Source organism: Leclercia adecarboxylata (assembly GCF_023639785.1).
Lineage (GTDB): Bacteria > Pseudomonadota > Gammaproteobacteria > Enterobacterales > Enterobacteriaceae > Enterobacter > Enterobacter adecarboxylatus_D.
This window is the reverse complement of record NZ_CP098325.1, coordinates 3383754-3410576: the sequence shown is the minus strand read 5'-3', so window position 1 is coordinate 3410576 and position 26823 is coordinate 3383754. Positions and strand designations below refer to the sequence as shown.

The window sequence follows — 26823 nt, the reverse complement described above, 5'->3', positions numbered from 1 at the left end:
TATTACGCCGCGACGTTCGGCGAGTGCTCTTCTTCAATTTTTAAGCACCAGCCGGTGACGGCACTCCAGTACTGCTGCTCTTTTTCCAGATCCAGCAGTACCAGCGCGTTCTGGCTAAACCAGTCGTGCGGGAAGCTCAGCGTCCAGTGGTTATCGTCCGTGGTGAGCTTCAGCGTTGGCGGCGTGGTGGTCGCCTGGCGCTGATTGTTCAGCAGCACGCCCAGACGTAACAGCTGGATCAGCGGCTGGAACTGTTTTTTCTTAAACAGCGTAAAGCGCGGCAGCTCGTCCAGCTTAACGGCTTTACGATGATAACGTACCAGCGAGGCCATCATGGTCTGCTGCTCCTGGTTGAAACCGGGCAGGTCGCTGTTTTGCAGAATATAGGCCGAATGGCGATGCATCCCGCTGTGATTAATGTTGAGCCCCACCTCATGCAGCATCGCCGCCCACTTAAGCAGGGCTGCCAGCTGCGGATGCGCCAGTTTCGGATTCTGGGCTTCCCACTGATCGTAGATATGGATTGTGGTTTCCAGCACGCGCCGGGCCTGTTCGCGGTCAATGTTGTACTGATTGGCCAAGCTTTGCGCGGTGCGGCTGCGAATGTCCTGGTGACGGAAGCGACCTTCCATCTCATAGAGCACGCCTTCGCGCAGCGCGCCGTCGGACAGACGCAGCTCACGGATCGCCAGCGCATCGAATACGCCACACAGGATCGCCAGACCCGGCACAAAGACTGCTTTGCGCTCATCGGACAGACCCGGCAGGCTCAGGGCATCAAAGCTCTTATGCTTGATTACCTCTTCCATCAGCATGGTCAGACGCTCTGGCGTGATAAAGCCATCTTTTTCGCCCATCTCCACCAGCACTTCGTGTGCCGCTTTAATGGTACCCGAGGCGCCCAGCGCCACGTTCCAGCCCTGCAGACGATACTGCCAGGCGAGGGACTCAAGTTTTTGTACCGCCGCCATGCGCGCACGCTGGAAGTTCTCCCGGCTGATAACGCCACCCGGGAAGTAGAGCTGGGCAAAGCTGACGCAGCCCATCCGGCGGCTTTCAACCAGGTGCGGTTCAAAGTTCTCGCCGATCACCAGTTCCGTCGAGCCACCGCCGATATCAATCACCAGCTTGCGGCCCTTTTCGGGCTGGGTATGTTCCACACCCATAAAAATCAGACGGGCTTCTTCATTACCCGAAATGATCTCAATAGGGTAGGGGATCACCTTTTCAGCGCGCTTTAAAAACTCCGTCGCGTTAGCGGCCTGGCGCAGGGTATGGGTTCCGACAATGCAGACGCTCGACGCGGTGAAGCCCTGCAGGCGTTCGGCAAACAGCGACAGGCAATTCAGCCCGCGCTCCATCGCCTCTTCGCTGAGCATGTTGTCCGCACCCAGGCCGTCGGCCAGGTGGACGCGCTGCTTCAGACGACCGATGATCTGCATTGCGCCATCCACCTCACGGGCGATGACCATGTGGAAGCTGTTAGAACCAAGGTCGACCGCAGCGAACTCCTGCGGTCGTGGGGTCTTGTCGTTTATCGGCATAGGTTAATCGGGTTGCTCGAGTGATTTGATATAGTCGTAAATCGCCAGCTGCGCGCGCACTTTCCGGCGGTTGCCGCGCGGCACATAGCGGTTACTCAGTTCTTTATCGATATAACGTGCTTTTACAGTATCGCTTAACAATAAGTCAATGATATCAAGAATTTGTTGCTTCAACCTTGGGTCAAGCAGCGGCGCCGCCACTTCAATACGGTAATCGATGTTACGCGTCATCCAGTCGGCGGAAGAGAGGTAGACGCGTTTATCGCCACCGTTCTCAAAAATATAGATGCGATCGTGCTCGAGATAGCGGTCAACGATGCTGATGACGCGAATATTTTCGCTGATACCTTCAAGATTAGGGATCAGCGAGCACATGCCGCGGATCAGCAGGTTAACCATCACCCCTGAGCTGGACGCAGCATACAGGCGATCCACCAGCCCTTTATCAACCAGGTTGTTGAGCTTCAGCGTAATGCCGGCCGGCAGGCCGTTTTGCGCGTTTGCAATCTCTTTGTCAATCATGTCATACAGCAGACGACGGGAGTTCTGCGGGGAAACCAGCAGATAGTCGAAGCTGACCGGGCGATACGGGTTTTCAATGAAGTTAAACACCCGACGCACTTCGTTGGTGATCCGCGCATCGGCGGTCAGCAGCGAGTAGTCGGTATAAATACGGGCGGTTTTTTCGTTGAAGTTACCGGTACCGATGTGGGCGTAACGCACCACGTCATCGCCCTCTTTACGGGAGATGAGGAACAGCTTGGCGTGGATCTTCAGACCCGGAGCCGAGAAGATCACGTGCACGCCCGCTTCGGTCAGACGACGGGCCCAGTGGATGTTAGCCTCTTCATCGAAACGCGCCTGCAGTTCAACGACCACGGTCACTTTCTTACCGTTGTGGGCGGCGTGGATCATCGCATCGATAATGCGGGAGTCTTTCGCCACGCGGTAGATGTTGATTTTGATCGCCAGCACGTTGGGATCGAACGACGCCTGACGCATCAGTTCCAGCACGTGCTCAAAGGTGTGGTACGGATAGTAGAGCAGGACGTCGCGCTCGCGAATGGCGTCGAAGCCGTTGCGGAACTTATCAAACCAGATGTGGCGCAGGCGCGGCAGCGGTTTGTTCACCAGGTTGGCTTTGCCAACGTTCGGGAAGCCGATAAAGTCTTTGAAGTTGTGGTAGCGACCGCCCGGCACGATGGAGTCATAGCGGGAGATGGTCAGTTTCTCGCGCAGCATCTCGACCATGGCATCAGGCATATCGCGCTGGTAAACAAAGCGCACCGGCTCGGCGGTGAGACGCTGCTTGAGGCTGGAGGACATCAGCTCCATCAGGCTGGCCTCCATCTCGTGCACCAGGTCGTACTCGGCGTCGCGGGTCATCTTCATGGAGTAGGCGTTCAGTGCATCGTAGTCGAAGAAGCCTTTGAAGATGTCGTCGAGGCAGTAGCGCAGAATATTATCCAGCAGGATCATCGGCTTGCGGCGACGGGGTGTTTCCGGCGGCAGATTGACGAAGCGCGGGACCTTGTCCGACGGGATCTCCAGCAGCGCATAGCGGATGCTGTCGCCGCGGATAATCTCTACCGCCAGATAGGTGTAGTCATCCTTCAGGAACTGCACCAGATCGGTTTCACGGTTAATCAGGATCGGGGTGATGTGCTGGCGCAGATACTGTTTGAAATAGTGGCGCAGCCAGCTCTGCTGGTTGACCGAGAGCTGACGCTCGTTGATCAGGAAGATTTGATTGCGTGCCATCTCCAGCAGCAATTCGTTATACAGGCTATCAAACTCCTGATCGGCTTTCAGTACGCGGGACTGGATCTTGCCCAGCAGATGACGCGAGTTCGAGTTTAAACCCTGCTCTTCGCTAATGATGATTCGGCGCTTCAGTTCAGCAAAGCGGACCTTATAAAATTCATCCAGGTTATTGGAATAAATCCCCAGAAAACGCATACGTTCAATCAGCGGGTTAGTTTTATCCGCCGCTTCCTGAAGCACGCGCTCGTTGAATGCTAACCAGCTTAGCTCTTTCTCGATGTATAACTTTTCCTGACCCATTACTACTCACACTCCAGTTCAATCACAGGACGTGGCAAATCCGTCTCGCCTTTATTATGGCGAGCATTCCCACGATATGTCCAACTGTGTCAGAAAAGTATGACAGTTAAATTTTTTTCTGAGGGATAATAGAGAGTTGGCGGGGAAAAAGGCGTTATAAGCCGGGTAAGCGACGCGCCACCCGGCAAAAAATTACTCTTCCGCCGCATGTCCTTGCGGAGGTAACGGCGCGCCATCCAGCCAGGCGGCGCCGTCGCGCATTTCCAGGCGACCGTCAACAAACCAGCTCACGACCAGCGGGTAGATGGCGTGCTCCTGAGCCTGCACCCGGGCCGTAATCTCCTCTTCGCTGTCGCCTGCAAATACCGGCACTTTTGCCTGCAGAATGACCGGGCCGCCATCCAGTTCGTCGGTGACGAAATGGACCGAGGTGCCGTGTTCTTCATCGCCATTATCCAGCACCTGACGATGAGTGTTCAGGCCGGGATATTTAGGCAGCAGGGAAGGGTGGATGTTCAGCAGACGTCCGGCATAGTGCGCAACAAACGCCGGGCTGAGGATACGCATATAGCCGGCCAGTATCACCACGTCCGGGGCGTAGGCATCGATCTCCTGCACCAGCTCGCGGTCAAAGGCTTCGCGGCTGGCAAACTGGGAGGCGCTGAGCGCATGCGCGGCAATGCCCGCATCGCGGGCACGCTCAAGGCCGTACGCATCGGCCTTGTTACTGAATACTGCGCGGAGGGTGCCGTTGATTTTCTTCTGTTTGCAGGCATCGATAATAGCCTGCAAATTACTTCCGTTACCGGAAATGAGCACCACTATATTTTTCATTCAATGACCACACGCTGTTCGGAATCAGAAGCTTTGATGATACCGATTTTCCACGCGTTTTCACCTTTCGCCTGCAGCAGTTCCAGGGCTTTGTCCACTTCGCTTGCCGGCAGGGCGATAACCATTCCCACGCCGCAGTTGAAGGTGCGATACATCTCGTGATCGCTGACGTTACCGGCGTCCTGCAGCCAGTTAAATACCGCAGGCCACTGCCATGACGATTCGTCGATCACCGCCTGGGTGTGGTCCGGCAGGACGCGCGGGATATTTTCCCAGAAGCCGCCGCCGGTCAGGTGAGCGATAGCGTGAACGTCCACCTTCTCAATCAATTCCAGAACCGATTTCACGTAGATACGGGTAGGTTCCAGCAGGTGATCGGCCAGAGGTTTACCTTCCAGCTCGGTGGTAAGGGGGTCGCAGCCGCTCACTTCAACAATCTTGCGTACCAGGGAGTAGCCGTTGGAGTGCGGGCCGCTGGATGCCAGGGCAATCAGCACGTCGCCGTCGGTTACTTTGCTGCCGTCAACGATCTCTGATTTTTCAACAACGCCCACGCAGAAGCCCGCAACGTCGTAATCTTCGCCGTGGTACATGCCTGGCATTTCGGCAGTTTCACCGCCCACCAGCGCACAACCAGACTGCAGACAGCCTTCGGCGATACCGCTGATTACGCTGGCTGCGGTATCCACGTCCAGCTTGCCGGTCGCGTAGTAGTCGAGGAAGAACAGCGGCTCAGCGCCCTGAACCACCAGATCGTTTACGCACATGGCCACCAGGTCAACGCCGATGGTGTCGTGGCGTTTCAGATCCATCGCCAGACGCAGTTTGGTGCCCACGCCGTCGGTGCCTGAGACCAGAACCGGTTCACGGTATTTTTGCGGCAGCGCGCACAGTGCGCCGAATCCTCCCAGACCTCCCATCACTTCCGGGCGGCGGGTCTTTTTCACCACACCTTTGATACGGTCAACCAGCGCATTACCTGCGTCAATATCAACACCGGCATCTTTGTAGCTGAGAGAAGTTTTGTTGGTCACGGCTCAAGTCCCCACGCGATTGCATTGCGATAGTAAGAAAAATCGGCGCAATTCTAACAGTCCAGGCAAACGTTTGCGAGCCCATTCTGCAACAGAAAATCGCGCCCCTGAAAATCCAGTGAAAATCGCACCTTAACGCGCAAACATGAACCCGTTCACGAAAATGAAACCGGGTACATTCTTCTCCTTGCAACCCAGCCAGTGAATGCACATCATTTCACTGAAACCGGTTTCTGTATGCTTTTTTGCCGATAATTAACGCTGAATGAGGGATATCGCATGTCAGGATTCAAAGAAGGTTTTCTGTGGGGCGGCGCGGTGGCGGCGCATCAACTTGAAGGCGGCTGGCAGGAAGGCGGGAAGGGCACGAGCGTGGCGGACGTGATGACCGCTGGCGCGCACGGCGTCCCCCGCGAAATCACCGACGGCGTGCTGCCGGGCAAAAACTACCCCAACCATGAAGCCATCGATTTCTACCATCGTTACAAAGAAGATATCCAGCTTTTCGCGGAGATGGGCTTTAAATGCTTCCGTACCTCTATTGCCTGGACGCGTATTTTCCCGAAAGGCGACGAGCAGCAACCCAACGAGGCGGGGCTTCAGTTCTATGACGACCTGTTTGATGAGTGTCTGAAGCACGGCATCGAACCGGTGATCACCCTCTCGCACTTCGAAATGCCTTATCACCTGGTGAAAGAGTACGGCGGCTGGCGTAACCGCAAGCTGATCGACTTCTTTGTGCGCTTTGCCCGCGTGGTGTTTGAGCGCTATCAGCATAAAGTGAAGTACTGGATGACCTTCAACGAGATCAACAACCAGGCCAACTTCCACGAGGATTTCGCCCCGTTTACCAACTCCGGGCTGAAGTACCAGCCGGGTGAAGATCGCGAGCCGGTGATGTTCCAGGCGGCGCACTATGAGCTGGTGGCGAGCGCCCTGGCCGTGAAGGCCGGACGCGACATCAACCCGTCCCTGCGCATCGGCTGTATGATTGCCATGTGCCCGATCTACCCGCTGACCTGCGCTCCGAACGATATGATGATGGCGATGAACGCCATGCACCGCCGCTACTGGTTCACCGACGTGCACGTTCGCGGGGCCTATCCCCAGCACCTGCTCAACTACTTTGCCCGTCGCGGCTTTGCGCTGGATATCACCGAAGAGGATAAAGCGGCGCTGAAGCAGGGCTGTGTGGACTACATTGGCTTCAGCTATTACATGTCGTTTGCCACCAAAGCGACGGACGACAACCCGCAGCTGGATTACGATGAAAGCAAAAGCCTGGTCTCCAACCCGTACGTACAGAAGTCGGACTGGGGCTGGCAGATTGACCCGGTGGGGCTGCGCTACTCCCTGAACTGGTTCTGGGATCACTACCAGCTGCCGCTGTTTATTGTCGAGAACGGCTTTGGCGCCATTGACGTGCAGGAGAGTGACGGCACGGTGAACGACCAGTACCGCATCGACTATCTCAGCGCCCATATCCGCGAGATGAAAAAAGCCGTAGAGGAAGATGGTGTGGATCTGATGGGCTACACCCCGTGGGGTTGCATCGATCTGGTCTCTGCCGGTACGGGCGAAATGAAAAAACGCTATGGCTTCATCTACGTCGATAAAGACAACGAAGGCAACGGCACGCTGAATCGCAGCAAGAAAAAGTCGTTTGACTGGTATCAGAAGGTGATCGCCAGCAACGGGGAGTCGCTTTAACCCCTTGAAATTGCCGGGTGGCGCTGCGCTTACCCGGCCTACCCCCCTCCCTTAGGCCTGTGCAAGCGCAGCGCCGCCGGGCACAAATTCAGCCGCTCTCCATCCAGAATTATTTGACTGTTTTATAATCAGTACGGCCTGTTAATCACTTTGCTTGATGTACGTCAAGCAAGATGGGTATGGCGCTGTCCGCAAAAAGCGGTATAATCCGGCGATTTTTTTTGTGGCTGCCACCCGAAGGAGAAAGAGAATGAAGATTGTGGAAGTGAAACACCCACTCGTTAAACACAAGCTGGGCCTGATGCGTGAGCATGACATCAGCACTAAGCGCTTTCGTGAACTGGCCTCTGAAGTTGGCAGCTTACTGACCTATGAAGCAACCTCCGATCTGGAAACCGAAACGGTGACCATTGAAGGCTGGAACGGCCCGGTACAGGTTGAGCAGATCAAAGGCAAAAAAATTACCGTTGTGCCAATCCTGCGTGCGGGTCTGGGCATGATGGAAGGCGTGCTGGAGCACGTCCCAAGCGCACGTATCAGCGTGGTCGGCATCTACCGTAACGAAGAGACGCTGGAGCCGGTTCCTTATTTCCAGAAGCTGGTTTCCAACATCGACGAGCGTATGGCGCTGGTTGTTGACCCAATGCTGGCGACCGGTGGCTCCATGATCGCCACCATCGACCTGCTGAAAAACGCAGGCTGCAGCAGCATCAAGGTGCTGGTGCTGGTTGCCGCCCCGGAAGGCATTGCCGCGCTGGAAAAAGCGCACCCGGACGTTGAGCTGTACACCGCGTCTGTCGATCAGGGGCTGAACGAGCACGGATACATCATCCCGGGCCTCGGCGATGCCGGCGATAAGATTTTTGGTACCAAATAAGTGAATAACGAAAAAGAAGCCGACTTTGATAGTCGGCTTTTTTTTGAATAAAAAACCCAACCGCTTAAAACAAACAACACTTGAGGAAGACTCTATGACGCGCCGTGCTATCGGGGTGAGTGAAAGACCGCCACTTTTACAGACTATCCCGCTTAGTTTGCAGCACCTGTTTGCGATGTTTGGCGCAACCGTGCTGGTGCCTATTCTGTTCCACATTAACCCGGCCACCGTGCTGCTGTTTAATGGCATCGGGACGCTGCTGTACCTCTTCATCTGTAAAGGTAAAATCCCGGCCTATCTGGGCTCCAGCTTTGCCTTTATCTCCCCGGTTCTGCTGCTGCTGCCGTTAGGCTATGAAGTGGCGCTGGGCGGTTTCATCATGTGCGGCGTGCTGTTCTGTCTGGTGGCTTTCATCGTGAAGAAAGCCGGTACCGGCTGGCTGGATGTGATGTTCCCGCCTGCGGCAATGGGCGCAATCGTTGCCGTCATCGGCCTTGAGCTGGCTGGCGTTGCGGCGAACATGGCGGGGCTGCTGCCTGCCGACGGCCAGTCGCCGGATACCAAAACCATTATCATCTCGCTGGTGACGCTGGGCGTGACGGTCTTTGGCTCCGTGCTGTTCCGCGGCTTTATGGCAATTATCCCGATCCTGATCGGCGTGCTGGCGGGCTATGCGCTTTCCTTCGCCATGGGCGTGGTGGATACCACCCCGATCGCGCAAGCCCACTGGTTCGCGCTGCCAACCTTCTACACCCCGCGCTTTGAGTGGTTTGCTATTTTCACCATCCTGCCTGCGGCGCTGGTGGTGATTGCCGAGCATGTTGGTCACCTGGTGGTAACGGCGAACATCGTCAAGCGCGACCTGATCCGCGACCCGGGCCTGCACCGCTCGATGTTTGCCAACGGTTTCTCGACCATTATCTCCGGCTTCTTTGGTTCCACGCCCAACACCACCTACGGCGAGAACATCGGCGTAATGGCGATTACCCGCGTCTACAGTACCTGGGTTATCGGCGGCGCGGCGATTATCGCCATCCTGCTCTCCTGCGTGGGTAAACTGGCGGCCGCTATCCAGATCATCCCGGTGCCGGTGATGGGCGGCGTTTCTCTGCTGCTGTACGGCGTCATCGGCGCTTCCGGTATCCGCGTGCTGATCGAATCAAAAGTGGATTACAGCAAAGCGCAGAACCTGATCCTGACCTCGGTGATCCTGATTATTGGCGTCAGCGGTGCCAAGGTGCACATTGGCGCGGCGGAGCTGAAAGGCATGGCGCTGGCGACCATCGTCGGGGTAGGCCTGGCCCTGATCTTCAAACTGATCTCCATTCTGCGCCCGGAAGAGGTGGTTCTGGACGCGGAAGAGAGCGAAAAAGCCTCGCATTGATCCTCTCACCGGGCGGCCGATCCGCCCGGTTCTCTCCCCGCTTGTTCCGTGTTAAACTCTGGGCCGATTCCGAGTAAGACCTGGTTGAGGTATTTCTGAACGCACCGGCACAGCTCTCTTTGCCACTTTATCTTCCCGACGACGAAACTTTTGCGAGTTTCTGGCCGGGTGATAACCCCTCTTTACTGGCTGCACTGCAAAACGTGTTGCGCCAGGAGCACAGCGGTTACATCTATATCTGGTCACGCGAAGGCGCGGGACGCAGCCATCTGCTGCACGCCGCCTGTGCCGAACTCTCCCAGCGCGGGGATGCGGTCGGCTATGTGCCGCTGGATAAACGCACCTGGTTTGTGCCGGAAGTCCTTGACGGGATGGAACAGCTTTCGCTGGTCTGCATCGACAATATCGAATGCGTAGCGGGTGATGAGCTGTGGGAAATGGCGATTTTTGATCTCTATAACCGCATTCTGGAGTCCGGGAAAACCCGGCTGCTGATCACCGGCGATCGACCACCGCGTCAGCTCAATCTCGGCCTGGCCGATCTGGCTTCGCGACTCGACTGGGGGCAGATCTACAAACTACAGCCGCTCTCCGATGAAGATAAGCTCCAGGCATTGCAGCTGCGGGCGCGGTTACGGGGGTTTGAGCTGCCAGAAGACGTGGGGCGTTTTCTGTTAAAACGTCTGGATCGCGAGATGCGTACGCTGTTTATGACCCTGGATCAGCTGGATAAGGCATCCATTACCGCCCAGCGAAAATTAACCATTCCTTTTGTAAAAGATATTCTCAATCTGTAGGCCCGGCGCACAGGCTACCGGGCCACTTCATGCTTACTTCACAATCTCAAGTACCTGTTCAGGCGGACGACCAATCCGGGCCTGGCCTTTTGCCACCACGATCGGGCGCTCAATCAGCTTCGGATTGTCCACCATCGCCTGAATCAGTGCGTCTTCACTGAGCGCGCTGTCATCCAGTCCCAACTCTTTATAAAGCGCCTCTTTCTGGCGCATTAACGGCCGGGCGCTGGTCATCCCCAGCTGGCCAAGCAGGGTACGGAGGGTAGCGGCATCCGGCGGCGTCTCCAGATAAAGCACCACCTGCGGCTCAACGCCGTGATCTTTAAGCAGGTTCAGGGTTTCACGGCTCTTTGAGCAGCGAGGGTTATGGTAGATCGTGACCGCGTCAGACATCTTTTCTCCTTTTACATCTTTTCATACGGGCGGTAGCGCTGTTGCAGCTCGCGCAGTTGGTCGATGCGGGCATCGTAACGGGCCTGTTGCAGACTGCCGAGTTTCACCTGCGAGCTGGCGCTGCTCAACAGAGAGATGGCCTGATCCAGGCGTCCGGCAAGGGCGAAACCTTCGGCGCGGGCGGCCAGCTCCTGATCGCGATGGCCAAGCGCAGCTTCTGCCTGGGCCAGCAGATCCCAACCGTTAGGGTCGTCTTTATTACTGAAGGTGTAGCGGTTGAGGAGCGTGGCGGCTTCCTGCGGCTGTCCACCCTGTAAGTAAGCGTTCGCCAGGTTAAGCTGCAGCACCGGGTTGTTGCGCAGATCGCGGGCACCTTTCAGCCGGTTAATCGCATCCTGGGCTTTTTTCTGCCCTAAATCGATGTCGGTCGCCAGGTCGAGATACCAGGCGTTGCCTGGCTCGGCGGCCAGCAGCGGCTGCAGGTTCTTGCGGGCTTCGGCGTAGTTGCTGGCTTCCATCGCCTGAAGCGCACGCCCATACTGAGCCGCACGCTGCTCGCGCACGTTGCCTTTGTTCAGGGCATCCAGCAGATCGTTGGTCAGCTGGTTACGCCCGGAGTTGTACATGCCCAGGGTTCTGACCTTCGCCATGTAGAACTCTTGTGAGGACTGCACCACCACCGGACGCATCTGGTTGGCGCGGTTACGCGCATCCGAGAGACGGCTTTCCGGCAGCGGGTGGGTAAGTAAAATTTCCGGCGGGCGTGAAGAGTAGCGCGCCTGGTCGAGTAGTTTTTCGAGGAAGCCCGGCATCGCCTGCGGGTCAAACCCGGAGCGCTGCAGCACCTGAATACCGATGCGGTCAGCTTCCTGTTCGTTTTGCTGGGTAAAGCTGATCATCCCCTGACGGGTGCCCGCCAGGGTACCCGTCAGCGCCGCCATACCCGCCTGCGGGCTGGCCATCGCCAGCAGGATAGAGCCCAGGGCGCCCACCCAGGTGAGTGGGGCGCTGCGCTTCTGATCTTCCATCGCGCGCGCCAGGTGACGCTGAGTGACGTGGGAAATTTCGTGCGCCATGACCGAAGCCAGCTGGCTTTCGTTATCGGCATAGCGGAACAACGCCGAGTGCAGCACCACGTTGCCGCCGAAGAAGGCGAAGGCGTTGATCTCGTCGTTATTGATTAAGTAGAAGTGGAAAGGCGTCTTGACCGAGTTTGCATGGGAGACAAGACGCATCCCGAGCGAATTGATGTACTGCACCAGCAGCGGATCGTTAATCAGCGGCGCACTGCCGCGGAGCTGGCGTACATAGAAGTCGCCCATTTGCATCTCCTGACCAATGGAGAGCGTGCTTCCTGCCGAGGTGCCCATATCCGGCAATGAGTCTGCAGAGTCAGCGAAGGCTGGCATCATCTGGCCAGCGGTCAGCGCAGCGATGAGCGTCGCAACCAACGTTTTTTTCAACTGCCTGAACATAACCTCTGTCCTGTCTGGTGGGTGTGCTAATTTGACCGAAGAACCCGCATATCGTTCATCTGCGGCTGCTCTGCCAGTGTATTCGCGTCAGGGCGATAAGAAAATCCCTCTTTTCAGGCTTTTGCGTTTTGTGACAGCGCACAAAAAAGCGAAAGTCTTTTCATTAACTCTTCGATACAATTCACCCTTTACGTCCAGCCAACATCTTCAGGGAAGGGTTGTATGCTCGAGTTATTAATGCAGTGGTACCGCCGACGCTTTAGCGATCCGGAGGCTATTGCTCTGCTGATTATTCTGGTTGCCGGATTTGGCATCCTCTTCTTCTTTAGCGGCCTGCTGGCACCGCTGCTGGTGGCGATTGTGCTCGCCTATCTGCTGGAGTGGCCCACCGTCCGGCTGGAAAATATTGGCTGTTCCCGCCGTTGGGCCAGCATCATCGTGCTGGTCTTTTTTGTCGGCATATTAATGGTGATGTCCTTTGTGGTGCTGCCTGTCGCCTGGCAGCAGGGGATCAACCTGATCCGTGACATGCCGGGGATGCTGAGCAAACTGTCTGATTTTTCCGCCACGCTGCCGCGTCGCTATCCGGCCCTGATGGATGCGGGCATCATCGACGCGATGGCAGAAAACATGCGTACCCGCATCATGACCATGGGGGATACGGTGGTGAAATACTCCCTCGCCTCGCTGGTGGGCCTGCTTACGCTGGCCGTCTATCTGGTGCTGGTGCCGCTGATGGTCTTCTTCCTGGTCAAAGATAAAGAACAGATGCTCAATGCGGTGCGCCGCGTTCTGCCGCGTAACCGTGGCCTGGCAGGACAGGTGTGGCAGGAGATGAACCAGCAGATCACCAATTACATCCGCGGCAAAGTGCTGGAGATGATTGTCGTTGGGGTTGCCACCTGGATTGGCTTCTTGATCTTCGGCCTGAACTACTCCCTGCTGCTGGCGGTACTGGTTGGCTTCTCGGTGCTCATCCCGTATATCGGGGCATTTGTGGTCACTATTCCGGTGGTGGGCGTGGCGCTGTTCCAGTTTGGGCTGGGAACGGAGTTCTGGAGCTGTTTCGTCGTTTATCTGATTATTCAGGGGCTGGACGGAAACCTGCTGGTGCCAGTGCTGTTCTCAGAAGCGGTAAACCTGCACCCGCTGGTCATTATTCTGTCGGTGGTGATTTTTGGCGGGTTATGGGGATTCTGGGGCGTGTTCTTTGCGATCCCGCTGGCAACGCTGATTAAAGCCGTGGTTCACGCATGGCCGGATGTGCCGGCGGTGGAGGAGTAGCCTGCTGCCCGGCGGCGCTGGCGCTTGCACGGGCCTGGGGTTTTGTGCGGCGTGATGCCCTCACCCCGACCCTCTCCCACGTGGAGAGGGAGCAAACACGAAAAACGGCAACCCAGGTTGCCGTTTTGCATTTACCTTCAGGCGTTCGCTTTCACCCATTCCAGCACCACGTCGTGGTGATTGCTGGTTTTGAAGTCATCAAACACGTGTTCAACTTTGCCGTCAGCGTCGATCAGGAAGCTGATGCGGTGGATACCGTCATAGGTTTTACCCATAAAGGTTTTCTCGCCCCAGACGCCAAACGCGTTGCAGACCTGGTGATCTTCGTCGGAAAGCAGCGTGAAGTTAAGCAGCTCTTTTTCGGCGAAACGAGACAGTTTTTCCGACTTGTCGGTGCTGATACCCAGCACTTCAACGCCGGCAGTTTTCAACTCGTCCATGTTATCGCGTAAGCCGCAGGCTTGTACGGTGCAGCCTGGGGTCATGGCTTTCGGGTAGAAATAGACCAGTACACGCTGTCCCTGGAAGTCGGTTAAATTTACTTGCTCACCGTCTTGATCGGGCAAGCTAAATTTCGGTGCGATGTCACCGGCTTTCAGTGGATTCATTACTCAACTCCATCCTGTTCATGCTGGGAATAATTGACGACGTTAATACTGCCTTGCGCATTCAGTTCTGTACAGAGGGCTTTAAACGCTTGTTCGATATTTGACGCATCGCGCGACGCCGGGCTGTGCGCGGTGATCTGAATAAACAGTTTAGGCACGGTGTTCTCTTCGCCCGGCTGAGTACGCGAGACCAGTTCGGCGATGTTCATCTGATGGCTGTCAAACAGGGCGGTAAAGCGTTCGATTAAATGCGGAGAGTCAGGCACTTCCACCTGCACCCACACGGTGGTGGGCAGTGCCGGCTGCGGGCGCGCGGTGGTGCGCTTCATCACGATCAGCAGATCCAACTCTGCCCCTTTTAGCGGCAGGGTCGATTCAATTAAGGTGATCGCATTCCACGACCCGGAAAGCAGCATGATGAAGGTAAACTCTTCACCCAGCATCGCCAGGCGGCTGTCTTCGATATTGCAGCCGCAGCTACTGACGTGGCGGGTGATGGTGTTCACGATCCCCGGCCTGTCGGCACCCAGCGCAGTGATAACCAGGTAATGTTGTGATGAGGTTGTCAAACCTGTTCTTCCTTTGCGTGGTTTAGTCTTTCTAAGGAAAGCATAAAAAAAACCGGCATACAATAACCTGGAGGCCTCACGTCACTTGCTTTTATTACAGCACCAAACGTACCATTGAGGCTCTTGTACGCACAGAGGATGGCCCATGTTCACGGGAAGTATTGTCGCGCTTGTAACACCGATGGATGAGAAAGGTAATGTCTGCCGGTCAAGCCTGAAGAAACTGATTGATTATCATGTCGCCAGCGGAACCTCGGCGATTGTTTCGGTAGGGACTACCGGTGAATCTGCAACGTTGAGCCATGAAGAGCATGGCGAAGTGGTCATGATGACTCTCGAACTGGCTGACGGGCGTATCCCGGTTATCGCCGGTACGGGCGCTAATGCGACCGCGGAAGCCATCAGCCTGACCCAGCGTTTCAACGACAGTGGTGTGGTCGGTTGCCTGACAGTCACGCCATACTACAACCGTCCAACCCAGGAAGGTTTGTTCCAGCATTTCAAAGCCATCGCTGAACATACTGACTTGCCACAAATTCTGTATAATGTGCCGTCGCGTACTGGCTGCGATATGCTGCCAGAAACGGTAGGCCGCCTCGCGAAAGTAAAAAATATTATCGGTATTAAAGAGGCGACCGGGAACTTAAGCCGCGTTCATCAGATCAAAGAGCTGGTTTCAGACGACTTTATTCTGCTGAGTGGCGATGATGCGACCTCGCTGGACTTTATGCAGCTCGGCGGCCACGGCGTGATTTCCGTGACGTCCAACGTTGCAGCCCGCGATATGGCTGAAATGTGTAAACTGGCTGCGGCCGGTCATTTCCATGAAGCGCGCTTGATTAACCAGCGTCTGATGCCGCTGCACAACAAATTATTTGTCGAACCCAATCCGATCCCAGTGAAATGGGCATGTAAGGAGTTGGGACTTGTAGCAACCGATACGCTGCGTCTGCCAATGACCCCGATTACCGACCATGGTCGCGAAACGGTCACAAGCGCGCTTAAGCATGCCGGTCTGCTGTAAAGTTTAGGGAGATTTGATGGCTTACTCAGTACAGAAGTCGCGCCTGGCGAAGGTTGCGGGTGTTTCGCTTGTTATGCTGCTCGCGGCCTGTAGCTCAGATTCACGCTACAAGCGCCAGGTGAGTGGTGACGAATCCTATCTGGATGCCGCACCGCTTGCTGAACTTCATGCGCCTGCTGGCATGATCCTGCCGATTCAGAATGGTGACTACAACATTCCGGTTGCCAACGGCAGCGGCGCGGTAGGCAAAGCGCTTGATATTCGTCCACCAGCACAGCCTCTGGCGCTGGTAAGCGGGGCGCGTACTCAGTTCACTGGCGATACCGCCACGCTGCAGCTTGAGAGCGCGCGCAACGCCTCACTGTGGCCGCAGGTGGTCAGCGTGCTTCAGTCGAAGAACTACGCGATTACCCAGCGCGACGATGCCAGCCAGTCGCTGACCACAGACTGGATCGAATGGAACCGTCTGGATGAAGATCAACAGTACCGTGGACGCTATCAGGTCTCTGTTAAACCTCAGGGTTATCAGCAGGCGGTGATGGTTAAACTGCTGAACCTGGAGCAGGCGGGCAAACCGGTTGCAGACGCGGCATCCATGCAGCGTTACAGCACCGAACTGCTTAACGTCATTGCCGCGGGTCTCGACAAGAACGCCACCGCCGCTGCCAATGCCGCTCAGAACCGCAATGGCGCAACCTTCGACGTGCAGAGCGCTGCCGACGATACCGGTCTGCCGATGCTGGTGGTGCGTGGTCCATTCAACCAGGTCTGGCAGCGTCTGCCATCTACCCTTGAGCGCGTCGGCATGAAAGTGACCGACAGCACCCGCTCAACCGGCAGCATGACGCTCACCTATAAGCCGCTGTCTGACAGCAGCTGGGAAGATCTGGGCGTACGCGATCCGGGACTGTCTTCTGGCGATTACAAACTTCAGGTCGGCGATCTGGATAACCGTAGCAGCCTGCAGTTTATCGATCCGAAAGGTCACACGCTGACCCAGTCGCAGAACGATGCGCTGGTTGCTGTCCTCCAGGCAGCCTTCAGCAAGTAAGAAAAAGGGCTGGTTAATCCAGCCCTTTTAATTTTCGTGCTACGCAAACGTGTGCGTGGCATAATATCTCCAGTTTTGAACACAAATCATCACACCAGGAGTAATGAAGATGCAGAAGCAAGCTGAGTTGTATCGTGGCAAAGCGAAAACCGTATACAGCACGGAAAACCCGGATCTGTTGGTGCTCGAGTTCCGCAATGATACGTCAGCAGGAGATGGCGCGCGCATTGAGCAGTTTGACCGTAAAGGGATGGTGAACAACAAGTTCAACCACTTCATTATGAGCAAGCTGGAAGAAGCGGGCATCCCGACGCAGATGGAAGCGTTGCTGTCCGATACGGAGTGTCTGGTGAAGAAGCTGGATATGGTGCCGGTCGAATGTGTCGTTCGTAACCGCGCCGCGGGCTCCCTGGTGAAGCGTCTGGGTATCGAAGAGGGCATCGAGCTGAATCCGCCGCTGTTCGACCTGTTCCTGAAAAATGACGCCATGCACGATCCTATGGTCAACGAATCTTATTGCGAAACCTTCGGCTGGGTGAGCAAAGAGAATCTTGCGCGCATGCAGGAGCTGACTTTCAAAGCCAACGACGTGCTGAAGAAGCTGTTTGACGATGCGGGCCTGATCCTGGTCGACTTCAAACTTGAATTCGGATTGTATAAAGGTGAGGTGGTTCTGGGTGATGAATTCTCCCCGGACGGCAGCCGCCTGTGGGACAAAGAGACCCTGGACAAAATGGACAAAGACCGCTTCCGTCAAAGCCTCGGCGGCGTCATTGAAGCGTACGAAGCCGTTGCCCACCGTCTGGGCGTCAAGCTCGACTAATCCTGCCTTACCGCCGGAGGAACGCCCGTTCCTCTGGCATCTCACTCCTGTTTCCTGTGGTAATCTTTCCCCGAAGCGCCTACGATCATACCTATTATCAAAATGATATTTTCGAGGTGGGATTATGCGCTGGCAAGGGCGTCGTGAAAGTGACAATGTGGATGACAGACGCGGCAGCAGTGGGGGCCCGTCAATGGGGGGCCCGGGTTTTCGCCTGCCGGGAGGCAAGGGCGGCATCATCATACTGTTGGTGGTTGTGGTGGCGGGCTACTATGGCGTCGATCTGAGCGGGCTGCTGACCGGGCAACCGATGCAGCAACAGTATCAGTCTCCGCGCTCCATCAGCCCGAATGAAGATGAAGCGGCGAAATTTACCTCGGTGATCCTCGCCACAACGGAAGATACCTGGGGCCAGCTGTTCGACAAAATGGGCCGCACCTACCAGCAGCCGAAGCTGGTGATGTATCGCGGTGCCACGCGCACCGGCTGCGGTACCGGGCAATCGGTGATGGGGCCGTTCTACTGTCCTGCTGATTCTACCGTCTATATCGATCTCTCTTTCTATGATGACATGAAGCGTAAGCTGGGTGCCGACGGCGACTTCGCCCAGGGCTACGTGATTGCCCATGAAGTGGGTCATCACGTGCAAAAACTGCTCGGCATTGAGCCGAAAGTTCGCCAGCTTCAGCAGAATGCCAGCGAAAAAGAGGTGAATGCCCTGTCTGTGCGAATGGAATTGCAGGCCGACTGCTTTGCCGGCGTGTGGGGCCACAATATGCAGCAGGAGGGAGTGCTGGAAGCGGGCGATCTGGAAGAGGCGCTTAACGCGGCCCATGCCATTGGCGATGACCGTTTGCAACAGCAAAGCCAGGGCCACGTCGTTCCGGACAGCTTCACTCACGGGACTTCAGAACAGCGCTACACCTGGTTCAAAAAAGGTTTTGACGGCGGCGATCCGGCGCAATGCAATACCTTCGGTAAGGCAATCTAATTCTCAATGTCAGGGATGAATTTATCAGGCCTGCCTGAACAACTGGCGCGGGAGGGGCACCGGCGGCTGCTGGTGCTGAGTGGAGATGAAAGCTGGACGCAGCAGCAGGCGCTGCTGCTGAAAGCGCACTATCCTGGGGACTGGCTGTGGGTCGGCCCTGACGCCCCGCAGCTCCCTTCCTGCGCGCCCCAGGCGCTGCATCAGCTGCTGGGCCGCGAGTTTCTGCACGCTATCTTTGATGCCCGACAGGGCTTTGACGTCTCGGCGTTTGCCGCCCTGGCGGGCACCCTGCGTGCCGGAAGCGTGCTGGTTTTACTCACGCCGGGCCTGAGACGCTGGCCGGAAACACCCGACCAGGATTCTCTGCGCTGGAGCGACAGTCCGCAGCCCATCCCGACGCCGCGTTTTATCCACCGCTTCTGCCGCCACATCCTGCGCGATCCGCGGGTATTACGCTGGCAGCAGGGTGAGCCTTTTGTTATTACGCCATCCGCAGCGGCAACCGCCTGGCATCCGGCCAGCGGCGAGCCGCAAAGCGAGCAGGCGGCTATTCTCAGGCACCTCGTGGCTTTGCCTGAAGGCGTCGTCGCCGTCACCGCTCCGCGCGGGCGCGGTAAGTCGGCGCTGGCGGGTATGCTGCTGCAACGTATTGCGGGCAGCGCCATTGTCACCGCCCCTTCCAGAGCCGCGACGGAGGTCATTGCCCGCTTTGGCGGCGAGCGCTATCACTTTATGGCCCCGGATGCGCTGCTGGCTTCAGACAGACACGCCGACTGGCTGATTGTCGATGAGGCGGCAGCCATTCCAGGCCCGCTGCTGGAAAGGCTGGTGACGCGCTTCCCCCGTGTTCTGCTCACCACCACGGTGCAGGGCTATGAGGGCACTGGCCGGGGCTTCTTACTGAAATTCTGCGCCCGTTTTGCCGGGCTGCGTCACTTCACGCTCTCCACTCCGGTGCGCTGGGCCGCGGGCTGCCCGCTGGAGCGCTTTATCGCGGATGTCCTGCTGTTTGATGATGAGCCTGACGACTGCGCCTCCCGGGGCGAGGTCACTTGTATGCCGCTGGAACAGGAGGCCTGGAGCCGTGAGCCAGCGCTGCCGACCGCCGTCTACAAACTGCTGTGCGCCGCCCATTACCGTACGTCCCCCCTCGATCTGCGACGCATGATGGATGCCCCCGGGCAGCATTTTGCCGTTGCCCGCACCGGGGAGGGCGTCTGCGGCGCGCTGTGGCTGGTGGAGGAGGGGGGGCTGAGCCCGGCGCTCAGCCAGGCGGTATGGGCAGGCTACCGGCGTCCGCGCGGCAATCTGGTGGCGCAATCTTTAGCAGCCCACGGCGGCTCCCCTCACGCGGCAACGCTCACCGCCCGACGGGTGACGCGTGTGGCCGTTCATCCCGCCCGCCAGCGTGAGGGCATCGGTCAGGCGCTGGTGGCGACCAGCCGCCAGCAGGAGAGCCTTGATTACCTTTCGGTCAGCTTTGGCTACACCGATGAGCTCTGGCGCTTCTGGCAGCGCTGTGGATTTGTGCTGGTTCGCATGGGCAGTCATCGCGAAGCCAGCAGCGGTTGCTATACGGCGATGGCGATGCTACCACTCAGCCCGGCGGGGCAGGCGCTGTGCCAGCGTGAGCATCAGCGGCTGTGTCGCGATGCCGCGGTGATTGAGCGCTGGAACGGTGAAAAGATCCCGGTACCGACCACAGAGGAAGCTACCCTTAATGATGATGACTGGCTGGAGCTGGCCGGGTTTGCTTATGCACACCGTCCGCTTACGGCGTCCATCGCCAGTCTGACGCGGCTGCTGCACACGACGCATCTGCCGCTGACCGGCTTGCGGGGTAAAATTGAGCAGGGCATGGACGATAGCGACCTGAGCCAAAGATTGGGGTTGAGCGGGCGCAAGGCGTTGCTGAGCGCCCTGCGTCTCGAGGCGGGCCAGGCGCTGGCCCATCTGGACCACGCGCGCTGTCAGGCGCTGAAACAGGCTGTTTTGCAATGGCAATTTTTTCAATGACTTCATCAGTAAACTGGCATGTTCATTCTGCCTGTCAGGCGTAGAATCCCGCTTATCAATTAAGGAGACTGCCATGAAACATGACCATTTTGTTGTCCAGAGCCCCGATAAACCGGCCAAACAGCTGCTGTTGCTGTTTCATGGCGTCGGCGATAACCCGGTCAATATGGGGCAGATTGGCAGCTGGTTTGCGCCGCTTTTTCCGGATGCTCTGGTGGTCAGCGTGGGCGGTCCGCAGCCGTGCGGCCCGAACGGCCGTCAGTGGTTCTCCGTGCAGGACGTAACCGAAGAGAGCCGTCAGGGGCGGGTGGATGCCATCATGCCGACCTTTGTCGAAACGGTGCGTTACTGGCAGCAGCAAGCGGGTGTTAAGTCAGACGCCACCGCGCTGATTGGTTTTTCTCAGGGGGCGATCATGGCGCTGGAGAGCGTCAAGGCGGAGCCTGGTCTGGTATCACGGGTCATTGCTTTCAACGGCCGCTATGCGACGTTGCCCGAGCAGGCGACCACGAAGACCACTATCCATCTGATCCACGGTGGGGAAGATCGCGTGATTGAGCTTTCCCATGCGGTTGCTGCTCAGGAAGCGCTGATCCGCGCGGGAGGCGATGTGACGCTGGATATTGTCGACGATCTGGGGCACGCCATTGACGATCGCAGCGTTCAGTTTGCGCTGGATCACCTGCGCTATACCGTGCCGAAACACTACTTTGATGAAGCGCTCAGCGGCGGCAAGCCGAATGACGACGATATCGTAGAATTCTTTTAGCGGATAACCCTCTCCCCGCCGGGGAGAGGGTGAAGGCGTTACTTCTTCTGGTCTTTCTTCGGCCAGTCGTCTTCATCATCCCACTTGTCGTTAAAGTCACGATGGGGAGGGAGTTCAGGTTTGTTGGCGAGGAATTTCTTATGGTCAACGCGCTTGAGATCCTTGATCACGTTCAGCAGCACGCCTACCAGAAAAACCAGTACCAGGATCCACCAGTATTTAGCCAGCCAGTCCATTCGCTTATCCTTCTTCGGGGCAGTCGTCAGGCGACGAGTTGCTCCATGATACGTTGATACATACGGGCCAGCAGTTGCAAATCTGCGGCGTTCACGCATTCATTGATTTTATGAATCGTGGCATTCACCGGCCCAAGTTCGACCACCTGTGCACCCATGCGGGCAATAAAGCGACCGTCAGAGGTACCGCCTGTGGTCAGCAGTTGCGGTTTAATTTCATTATAGTGCGCGATAGCATTAACCACCGCATCCACCAGCTTACCGCGTCCGGTCAGGAACGGCTGGCCGGAAAGCCACCAGTCGATGCTGTAGCGCAGCTGGTGTTTCTCCAGCAGAGCCACCACGCGGGCTTTGATCATTTCGTCCGTCAGCTCGGTGCTGAAGCGAAAGTTAAACTGCACAAAGAGATCGCCCGGGATAACGTTGTTGCTGCCGGTACCAGCCTGGATATTGGCAATCTGCATGCTGGTCGGCGGGAAATAGTCGTTGCCCTTATCCCACTCGATCCCGACCAGCTCGTTGAGCATCGGGGCGGCGCGATGAACCGGGTTGTCGGCCAGATGCGGATAGGCCACGTGACCCTGAACGCCGTGAATGGTCAGGTTACAGGTGATGGAGCCGCGACGGCCATTTTTAACCACATCCCCGACCACTTCGGTGCTGGACGGCTCGCCCACCAGGCAGTAATCCAGACGTTCGTTGCGCGCCATCAGGGCTTCCACCACCTTCACGGTGCCGTTTTTGGCGCTGGCCTCTTCATCAGAGGTGATCAAAAACGCCAGGCGGCCTTTATGATTCGGGTATTGCGCCACGAAACGTTCAGCAGCAACCACCATCGCCGCCAGGGAGCCTTTCATGTCCGCCGCGCCGCGGCCAAACAGCATACCGTCGCGGATGGTGGGTTCGAAAGGCGGATTGATCCAGCGGTCGGCATCGCCGGCTGGCACCACATCGGTATGTCCGGCAAACGCCAGCGTTTCACCCTGACCGCGCCAGGCCCAGAAATTTTGCGTGTCGCCAAAATCCATGGGTTCGACGGTAAAACCAATCGCCCGCAGGCGTTCGATCATCAGAGCCTGACAACCCGCATCATCGGGGCTCAGGGAAGGGCGGCGAATAAGCTGCTGAGTCAGCTCAATGACCGGGCATGACATAGACTACACCTCAATAAAATAGGTTTGGTATTGGTTTTCGTTGAAACCCAGCAGCATAGGCTTACCGGGCGTCCAGAGCAATGGGCGTTTGATGATTGCCGGCATTTCAAGCATTAACGCCGCTGCGCTGTCCGCACTGGTGATGCTGGCGCGCAGAGATTCATCCAGTTTACGCCAGGTCGTACCGCGGGTGTTCAGCAGGGCTTCCCAGCCGAGCTCTGCGATGAATTTTTGCATCAAATCTGCATCAAGGCCGTCGGCGCGATAATCATGAAAACGGTACTCAACGTTGTTTTGCTCTAGCCAGCGGCGGGCTTTTTTAATGGTGTCGCAATTTTTGATGCCGTAGAGGGTGGTCATGGTGAATCCTTTTGTCTTAAAAGCGGTCAATTGCTCAGTATTTTCGATGATTAAAAGTTTTGTGAAATATAACACATTTGATTAATGACATTATTGAATATTCGTATCTGGCATAAATATTCTACAGGCCATGAATATTATTTCATCTTCCTTGTATAGCAGTCCAACGGCGAAAAAGTCATGTAAGAACAGGCAGTAAATAAATTTCATCGGGCAAATCAGGGTTATTTCAAAATATTGCAGTCGGTCACATAAAATTTACAGCGAAGGACCCATATTATCTACAAGCCAGTCGTACCAACAGGGTGAGAGCAGTATCACTGATTAAAAAGTCTTCACAATGATGATATATTTTCGTAGAATGGCCGATAATAATAAGAGAGGTAGTTATGATTGAACGTGAACTGGGGAACTGGAAAGATTTTATCGAAGGCATGCTTCGTAAATGACATTCAGCAAGAATTGCAAGAGCACTTAATTAGTTAATAAGAATAGTGTGAAAATAAACACACAAAAAAGGCGGCCGGTAAGGACGCCTTTTTTATTTTCAGGATCTTATTGCTGTCGTTCCTTTAACGGGAAACGTCGACGCACCAGAACAAAGAACAGCGGCACGAAGTATATGGCGAGGATTGTCGCCGAGATCATCCCGCCCATCACCCCGGTGCCTACCGCGTGCTGGCTGCTGGAGCCCGCGCCGGAGCTGGTGGCCATCGGCAGTACACCAAATACGAAGGCCAGAGAGGTCATCAGGATGGGGCGCAGGCGCTGGCGACAGGCTTCGAGGGTCGCGGCCATCAGCTCGTGACCTTTTTCATTCATCTCGTTGGCAAACTCAACAATCAGAATGGCGTTCTTCGCCGACAAGCCGATGACCGTCAACAGCCCGACCTGGAAGTAGACGTCATTTTCCAGGCCACGCATCCAGGTGGCGAGGAGGGCACCGATAACGCCCAGCGGAACCACCAGCATCACCGAGAACGGTACGGACCAGCTCTCATACAGTGCGGCCAGACACAGGAACACCACCAGCAGCGACAGGGCGTACAATGCCGGGGCCTGAGCCCCTGAGAGGCGCTCCTGATAGGACATGGCGGTCCACTCCAGGCCAAACCCGGCGGGCAATTGTTGCACCAGATTTTCCATCACGTCCATGGCGGTGCCGGTGCTGACGCCCGGTGCGGCTTCACCGACGATCTCTACCGCAGCATAGCCGTTATAGCGCTCCAGACGCGGGGAGCCGGTCTCCCAGCGCGAGGTGGCAAAGGCCGAGAAGGGCACCATACCGCCCTCTTTATTGCGCACATACCACAGGTTGATATCGTCCGGCAGCATGCGGTATTTGGCCGCGGCCTGGACGTAGACCTTTTTCACGCGGCCACGATCCATAAAGTCGTTCACGTAGCTTGAGCCCCAGGCGGTTTGCAGGGTGTCGTTAATGTCGTCGATGGAGACGCCCAGCGCCTGCGCTTTGCGCTGGTCGATATCGATTTGCAGCTGCGGGCTGTCGTCCAGACCGTTGTGGCGCACGCGGGTCAGGGAAGGCTCTTCCCCGGCCAGCGCCAGCAGCCGGTCGCGGGCGGCCATCAGGGCATCATGTCCGGCTCCGGCGTGATCCTGCAGCTCCATATCAAAGCCTGCCGAACTGCCGAGCCCGCTAATGGCTGGCGGGCTGCTGGCAAAGACCCGCGCCTCTTTAATGCGGCTGAAGGCTTTGGTGGCGCGCTCGATAATGGCGAACGAGCTCCCGGTTTTGGCATCACGTTCATCCCAGTCCTTGAGGCGGACAAACATACGCGCCACGTTCTGGCCGTTCCCGCCAGGGCCGGAGCCCACGGTGGCAAAGACCGACAGTACGTTGTCTTTCTCTTTGTTAAAGAAGTACGACTCCACCTGCTGCACCACCTTCAGGGTCTGCTGCTGGGTTGAGCCGCTCGGTAGCTGCACCGAGGTGATAAACATGCCCCGGTCTTCCAGCGGCAGGAATGAGGTGGGCAGACGCAGGAACATGAAGACCATGCCCCCCAGCAGCAGAATGTAGATCACCATCCAGCGCAGGCTGCGATGCAGGATCCGCCCCACGCCCGCCTCGTAGCGCGCCGCGTTGCGGTTAAACATGCGGTTGAACCAGCCGAAAAACCCTTTCTGACCGTGGTGCTCGCCTTTCTGCAGTGGCTTCAGCAGGGTGGCGCACAGCGCCGGGGTGAGGATCATCGCCACCAGCACCGACAGCACCATCGCCGCAACGATGGTTATCGAGAACTGACGATAGATAGCCCCGGTGGTGCCGCCAAAGAAGGCCATTGGCACAAAGACCGCCGACAGCACCATAGCGATACCCACCAGCGCGCCCTGGATCTGCTTCATCGATTTCCGCGTGGCCTCGCGGGGCGAGAGTCCCTCTTCGCTCATGATGCGCTCTACGTTCTCTACCACCACGATGGCATCATCCACCAGCAGGCCTATCGCCAGCACCATCGCGAACATGGTGAGGGTGTTAATGCTGTAGCCAAAGGCGTAAAGCACCGTAAAGGTGCCCATCAACACCACCGGGACGGCGATGGTCGGGATCAGGGTTGCGCGGAAGTTTTGCAGGAACAGGTACATCACCAGGAACACCAGGGCGATGGCCTCCAGCAGGGTTTTCACCACATCCTCAATGGAGGCCTTCACGAACGAGGTGGTCTCGTAGGCGATTTTGTACTCCAGCCCGTGGGGGAAATAGTGCGACAGCTCGTCGAGACGGTCGATAACCAATTCAGCGGTGGCCATCTCGTTGGCGCCGGAGGCGAGCTTCACTCCCAGCCCGGAGGCCGCCTTGCCGTTAAAGCGGCTCAGGTAGTCGTACTTCTCGGCGCCCATCTCCACGGTGGCGACATCCCCCAGACGCACCTCGGAGCCATCCTGATTGACGCGCAGGGTAATATCGCGGAACTGCTGCGGGGTTTGCAGCAACGACTGGGAGTTGATGGTGGCGTTCAGCGCCTGCTTGTCAACGGACGGCGTCCCGCCCAACTGGCCCACCGCAATCTGCGCATTCTGCGATTCGATGGCGTCGGTGACGTCTTTCGCGGTCATCTGGAAGCTGTTGAGCTTCGCCGGATCGAGCCAGATACGCATCGAGTATTGCGACCCGTAGGCGTCGATATCCCCCACGCCGTTGATACGGCTCAGGGGGTCCTGAATATTACTGGCGACATAGTCGGCGATATCCTGCTTGTCCATTGAGCCATCAGTAGAGACAAACGCGATGGTCAGGATGTTGGTATCGCCGGTTTTACGCACCGTCACGCCCTGATTCTGTACCGCCTGGGGCAGCTTACGCATGGCCGACTGCAGCTGGTTCTGCACCTGCTGCACCGCTTCATCCGGGTCGGCGCCCGCGGTAAAACTCAGGGTGATCGACGCCTGGCCGGTGGCGCTGCTCTGGGACGACATGTACATCAGGTTGTCGAGGCCGGTCATGTTCTGCTCAATCACCTGGGTGACGGTGTTCTCCAGGGTTTGCGCGGATGCCCCCGGATAGTTCGCCGTGATCCGCACGTTAGGCGGGGCCAGATCCGGATACTGCTCAACAGGAAGAGAAAAAATAGCCAGCGTGCCCGTCAGGCACAACAGAATTGCCAGCACCCAGGCAAAAATGGGGCGATCGATGAAAAAATTCGCCATTAAAATAGGACCTCGTTTTGCTGCGCGTCGTCATTGTAGTTAGCCCGCTTAACTCTAGCGGCAAGGGAGATGCCAAACGTGGAGAAATAAAGGAGATAATGTAAATTATCATGCGCTTTATCCGCGCCATCGCCCTTGTGCAGCGGTGAGTATTGTT

24 protein-coding genes are annotated in these 26823 nt (G+C 56.9%); 12 read left to right on the top strand and 12 right to left on the bottom strand.

Annotated elements, in window-relative coordinates; translation table 11 throughout:
* Positions 1–2: 2 nt before the first annotated feature.
* From ppx to purM, 4 genes are all read right to left on the bottom strand, one after another.
* The gene (ppx, locus tag NB069_RS16155) at positions 3–1544 is read right to left on the bottom strand and encodes an exopolyphosphatase (protein WP_250585175.1); all 1542 of its coding nucleotides are present in this window, start codon (positions 1542–1544) and stop codon (positions 3–5) included.
* Positions 1545–1547: 3 nt separating this feature from the next.
* Entirely contained in the window at positions 1548–3608 is a 2061-nt protein-coding gene (ppk1, locus tag NB069_RS16150) for a polyphosphate kinase 1 (RefSeq protein WP_250585173.1), read from the bottom strand.
* Positions 3609–3800: 192 nt separating this feature from the next.
* Positions 3801–4442 (bottom strand): phosphoribosylglycinamide formyltransferase, encoded by a 642-nt coding sequence (gene purN / locus NB069_RS16145; RefSeq protein WP_250585171.1) that lies wholly within the window; start codon positions 4440–4442, stop codon positions 3801–3803.
* Positions 4439–5476 carry a phosphoribosylformylglycinamidine cyclo-ligase gene (purM, locus tag NB069_RS16140; RefSeq protein ID WP_250585169.1) on the bottom strand — a complete coding sequence of 346 codons (1038 nt, stop codon included), beginning with the start codon at positions 5474–5476 and terminating at the stop codon, positions 4439–4441. The genes purN and purM overlap by 4 nt, the downstream gene beginning before the upstream one ends.
* Positions 5477–5755: 279 nt before the next feature.
* Between purM and NB069_RS16135 the strand changes: the two genes are divergently transcribed.
* The 4 genes from NB069_RS16135 to NB069_RS16120 all read left to right on the top strand — a co-directional run bounded on the left by NB069_RS16135 (position 5756) and on the right by NB069_RS16120 (position 10244).
* Positions 5756–7186, top strand: coding sequence for a 6-phospho-beta-glucosidase (locus NB069_RS16135; RefSeq protein WP_250585167.1), 1431 nt, complete (start codon positions 5756–5758; stop codon positions 7184–7186).
* A 250-nt stretch (positions 7187–7436) separates the two neighbouring features.
* Positions 7437–8063: a uracil phosphoribosyltransferase gene (gene upp, locus NB069_RS16130; protein ID WP_032613066.1), complete on the top strand. Its 627-nt coding sequence runs from the start codon at positions 7437–7439 to the stop codon at positions 8061–8063.
* Between the two features lie 94 nt (positions 8064–8157).
* The gene (gene uraA, locus NB069_RS16125) at positions 8158–9447 is read left to right on the top strand and encodes a uracil permease (RefSeq protein ID WP_250585165.1); all 1290 of its coding nucleotides are present in this window, start codon (positions 8158–8160) and stop codon (positions 9445–9447) included.
* Positions 9448–9542: 95 nt separating this feature from the next.
* A complete protein-coding gene (locus NB069_RS16120) occupies positions 9543–10244 on the top strand; it encodes a DnaA inactivator Hda (protein ID WP_071886429.1) in 702 nt (233 codons plus the stop codon).
* Between the two features lie 33 nt (positions 10245–10277).
* On the opposite strand, the gene arsC is transcribed toward NB069_RS16120, so the two are convergent.
* Together arsC and bepA are read right to left on the bottom strand one after the other, a co-directional pair.
* A complete protein-coding gene (gene arsC / locus NB069_RS16115; protein WP_250585163.1) occupies positions 10278–10637 on the bottom strand; it encodes an arsenate reductase (glutaredoxin) in 360 nt (119 codons plus the stop codon).
* Between the two features lie 11 nt (positions 10638–10648).
* Positions 10649–12112 carry a beta-barrel assembly-enhancing protease gene (gene bepA / locus NB069_RS16110; RefSeq protein ID WP_250585161.1) on the bottom strand — a complete coding sequence of 488 codons (1464 nt, stop codon included), beginning with the start codon at positions 12110–12112 and terminating at the stop codon, positions 10649–10651.
* 222 nt (positions 12113–12334) lie between these two features.
* Here bepA and NB069_RS16105 point away from each other — a divergent pair, with 222 nt between their 5' ends.
* Positions 12335–13396 carry an AI-2E family transporter gene (locus NB069_RS16105; protein WP_250585159.1) on the top strand — a complete coding sequence of 354 codons (1062 nt, stop codon included), beginning with the start codon at positions 12335–12337 and terminating at the stop codon, positions 13394–13396.
* Positions 13397–13533: 137 nt separating this feature from the next.
* On the opposite strand, the gene bcp is transcribed toward NB069_RS16105, so the two are convergent.
* Entirely contained in the window at positions 13534–14004 is a 471-nt protein-coding gene (gene bcp, locus NB069_RS16100; RefSeq protein WP_250585157.1) for a thioredoxin-dependent thiol peroxidase, read from the bottom strand.
* Complete coding sequence (locus NB069_RS16095) at positions 14004–14573, bottom strand: glycine cleavage system transcriptional repressor (RefSeq protein WP_250585155.1); 570 nt, start codon at positions 14571–14573, stop codon at positions 14004–14006. Before NB069_RS16095 ends, bcp begins: the two co-directional genes overlap by 1 nt.
* 145 nt (positions 14574–14718) lie before the next feature.
* Here NB069_RS16095 and dapA point away from each other — a divergent pair, with 145 nt between their 5' ends.
* From dapA to ypfH, 6 genes are all read left to right on the top strand, one after another.
* Positions 14719–15597 carry a 4-hydroxy-tetrahydrodipicolinate synthase gene (gene dapA / locus NB069_RS16090; protein ID WP_138369780.1) on the top strand — a complete coding sequence of 293 codons (879 nt, stop codon included), beginning with the start codon at positions 14719–14721 and terminating at the stop codon, positions 15595–15597.
* A 16-nt stretch (positions 15598–15613) separates the two neighbouring features.
* Positions 15614–16648, top strand: coding sequence for an outer membrane protein assembly factor BamC (gene bamC, locus NB069_RS16085; protein ID WP_250585153.1), 1035 nt, complete (start codon positions 15614–15616; stop codon positions 16646–16648).
* A 109-nt stretch (positions 16649–16757) separates the two neighbouring features.
* Positions 16758–17471, top strand: a complete 714-nt coding sequence (gene purC / locus NB069_RS16080) for a phosphoribosylaminoimidazolesuccinocarboxamide synthase (RefSeq protein WP_032613044.1) — start codon at positions 16758–16760, stop codon at positions 17469–17471.
* A 124-nt stretch (positions 17472–17595) separates the two neighbouring features.
* The gene (gene ypfJ / locus NB069_RS16075) at positions 17596–18462 is read left to right on the top strand and encodes a KPN_02809 family neutral zinc metallopeptidase (RefSeq protein WP_250585151.1); all 867 of its coding nucleotides are present in this window, start codon (positions 17596–17598) and stop codon (positions 18460–18462) included.
* 15 nt (positions 18463–18477) lie between these two features.
* Positions 18478–20478, top strand: coding sequence for a tRNA(Met) cytidine acetyltransferase TmcA (locus tag NB069_RS16070; protein ID WP_434543629.1), 2001 nt, complete (start codon positions 18478–18480; stop codon positions 20476–20478).
* A 73-nt stretch (positions 20479–20551) separates the two neighbouring features.
* Positions 20552–21247, top strand: a complete 696-nt coding sequence (ypfH, locus tag NB069_RS16065) for an esterase (RefSeq protein WP_250585147.1) — start codon at positions 20552–20554, stop codon at positions 21245–21247.
* Positions 21248–21285: 38 nt separating this feature from the next.
* Here ypfH and NB069_RS16060 read toward each other — a convergent pair whose 3' ends face one another.
* From NB069_RS16060 to NB069_RS16050, 3 genes are read right to left on the bottom strand one after another with little or no spacing between them, the layout of a single operon-like run.
* Positions 21286–21483: a YpfN family protein gene (locus NB069_RS16060; RefSeq protein WP_039029679.1), complete on the bottom strand. Its 198-nt coding sequence runs from the start codon at positions 21481–21483 to the stop codon at positions 21286–21288.
* A 26-nt stretch (positions 21484–21509) separates the two neighbouring features.
* Positions 21510–22637 (bottom strand): succinyl-diaminopimelate desuccinylase, encoded by a 1128-nt coding sequence (gene dapE, locus NB069_RS16055; RefSeq protein WP_250585145.1) that lies wholly within the window; start codon positions 22635–22637, stop codon positions 21510–21512.
* Between the two features lie 3 nt (positions 22638–22640).
* Positions 22641–22997, bottom strand: a complete 357-nt coding sequence (locus NB069_RS16050) for an ArsC family reductase (protein ID WP_250585143.1) — start codon at positions 22995–22997, stop codon at positions 22641–22643.
* 389 nt (positions 22998–23386) lie between these two features.
* On the opposite strand from NB069_RS16050, the gene ypfM reads away from it, so the two are divergent.
* Positions 23387–23446, top strand: a complete 60-nt coding sequence (gene ypfM, locus NB069_RS16045) for a protein YpfM (RefSeq protein ID WP_015572204.1) — start codon at positions 23387–23389, stop codon at positions 23444–23446.
* A gap of 106 nt (positions 23447–23552) precedes the next feature.
* Here the strand turns inward: ypfM and acrD are convergent, their stop codons facing one another.
* The gene (gene acrD / locus NB069_RS16040) at positions 23553–26666 is read right to left on the bottom strand and encodes a multidrug efflux RND transporter permease AcrD (RefSeq protein WP_250585141.1); all 3114 of its coding nucleotides are present in this window, start codon (positions 26664–26666) and stop codon (positions 23553–23555) included.
* Between the last annotated feature and the right edge of the window lie 157 nt (positions 26667–26823).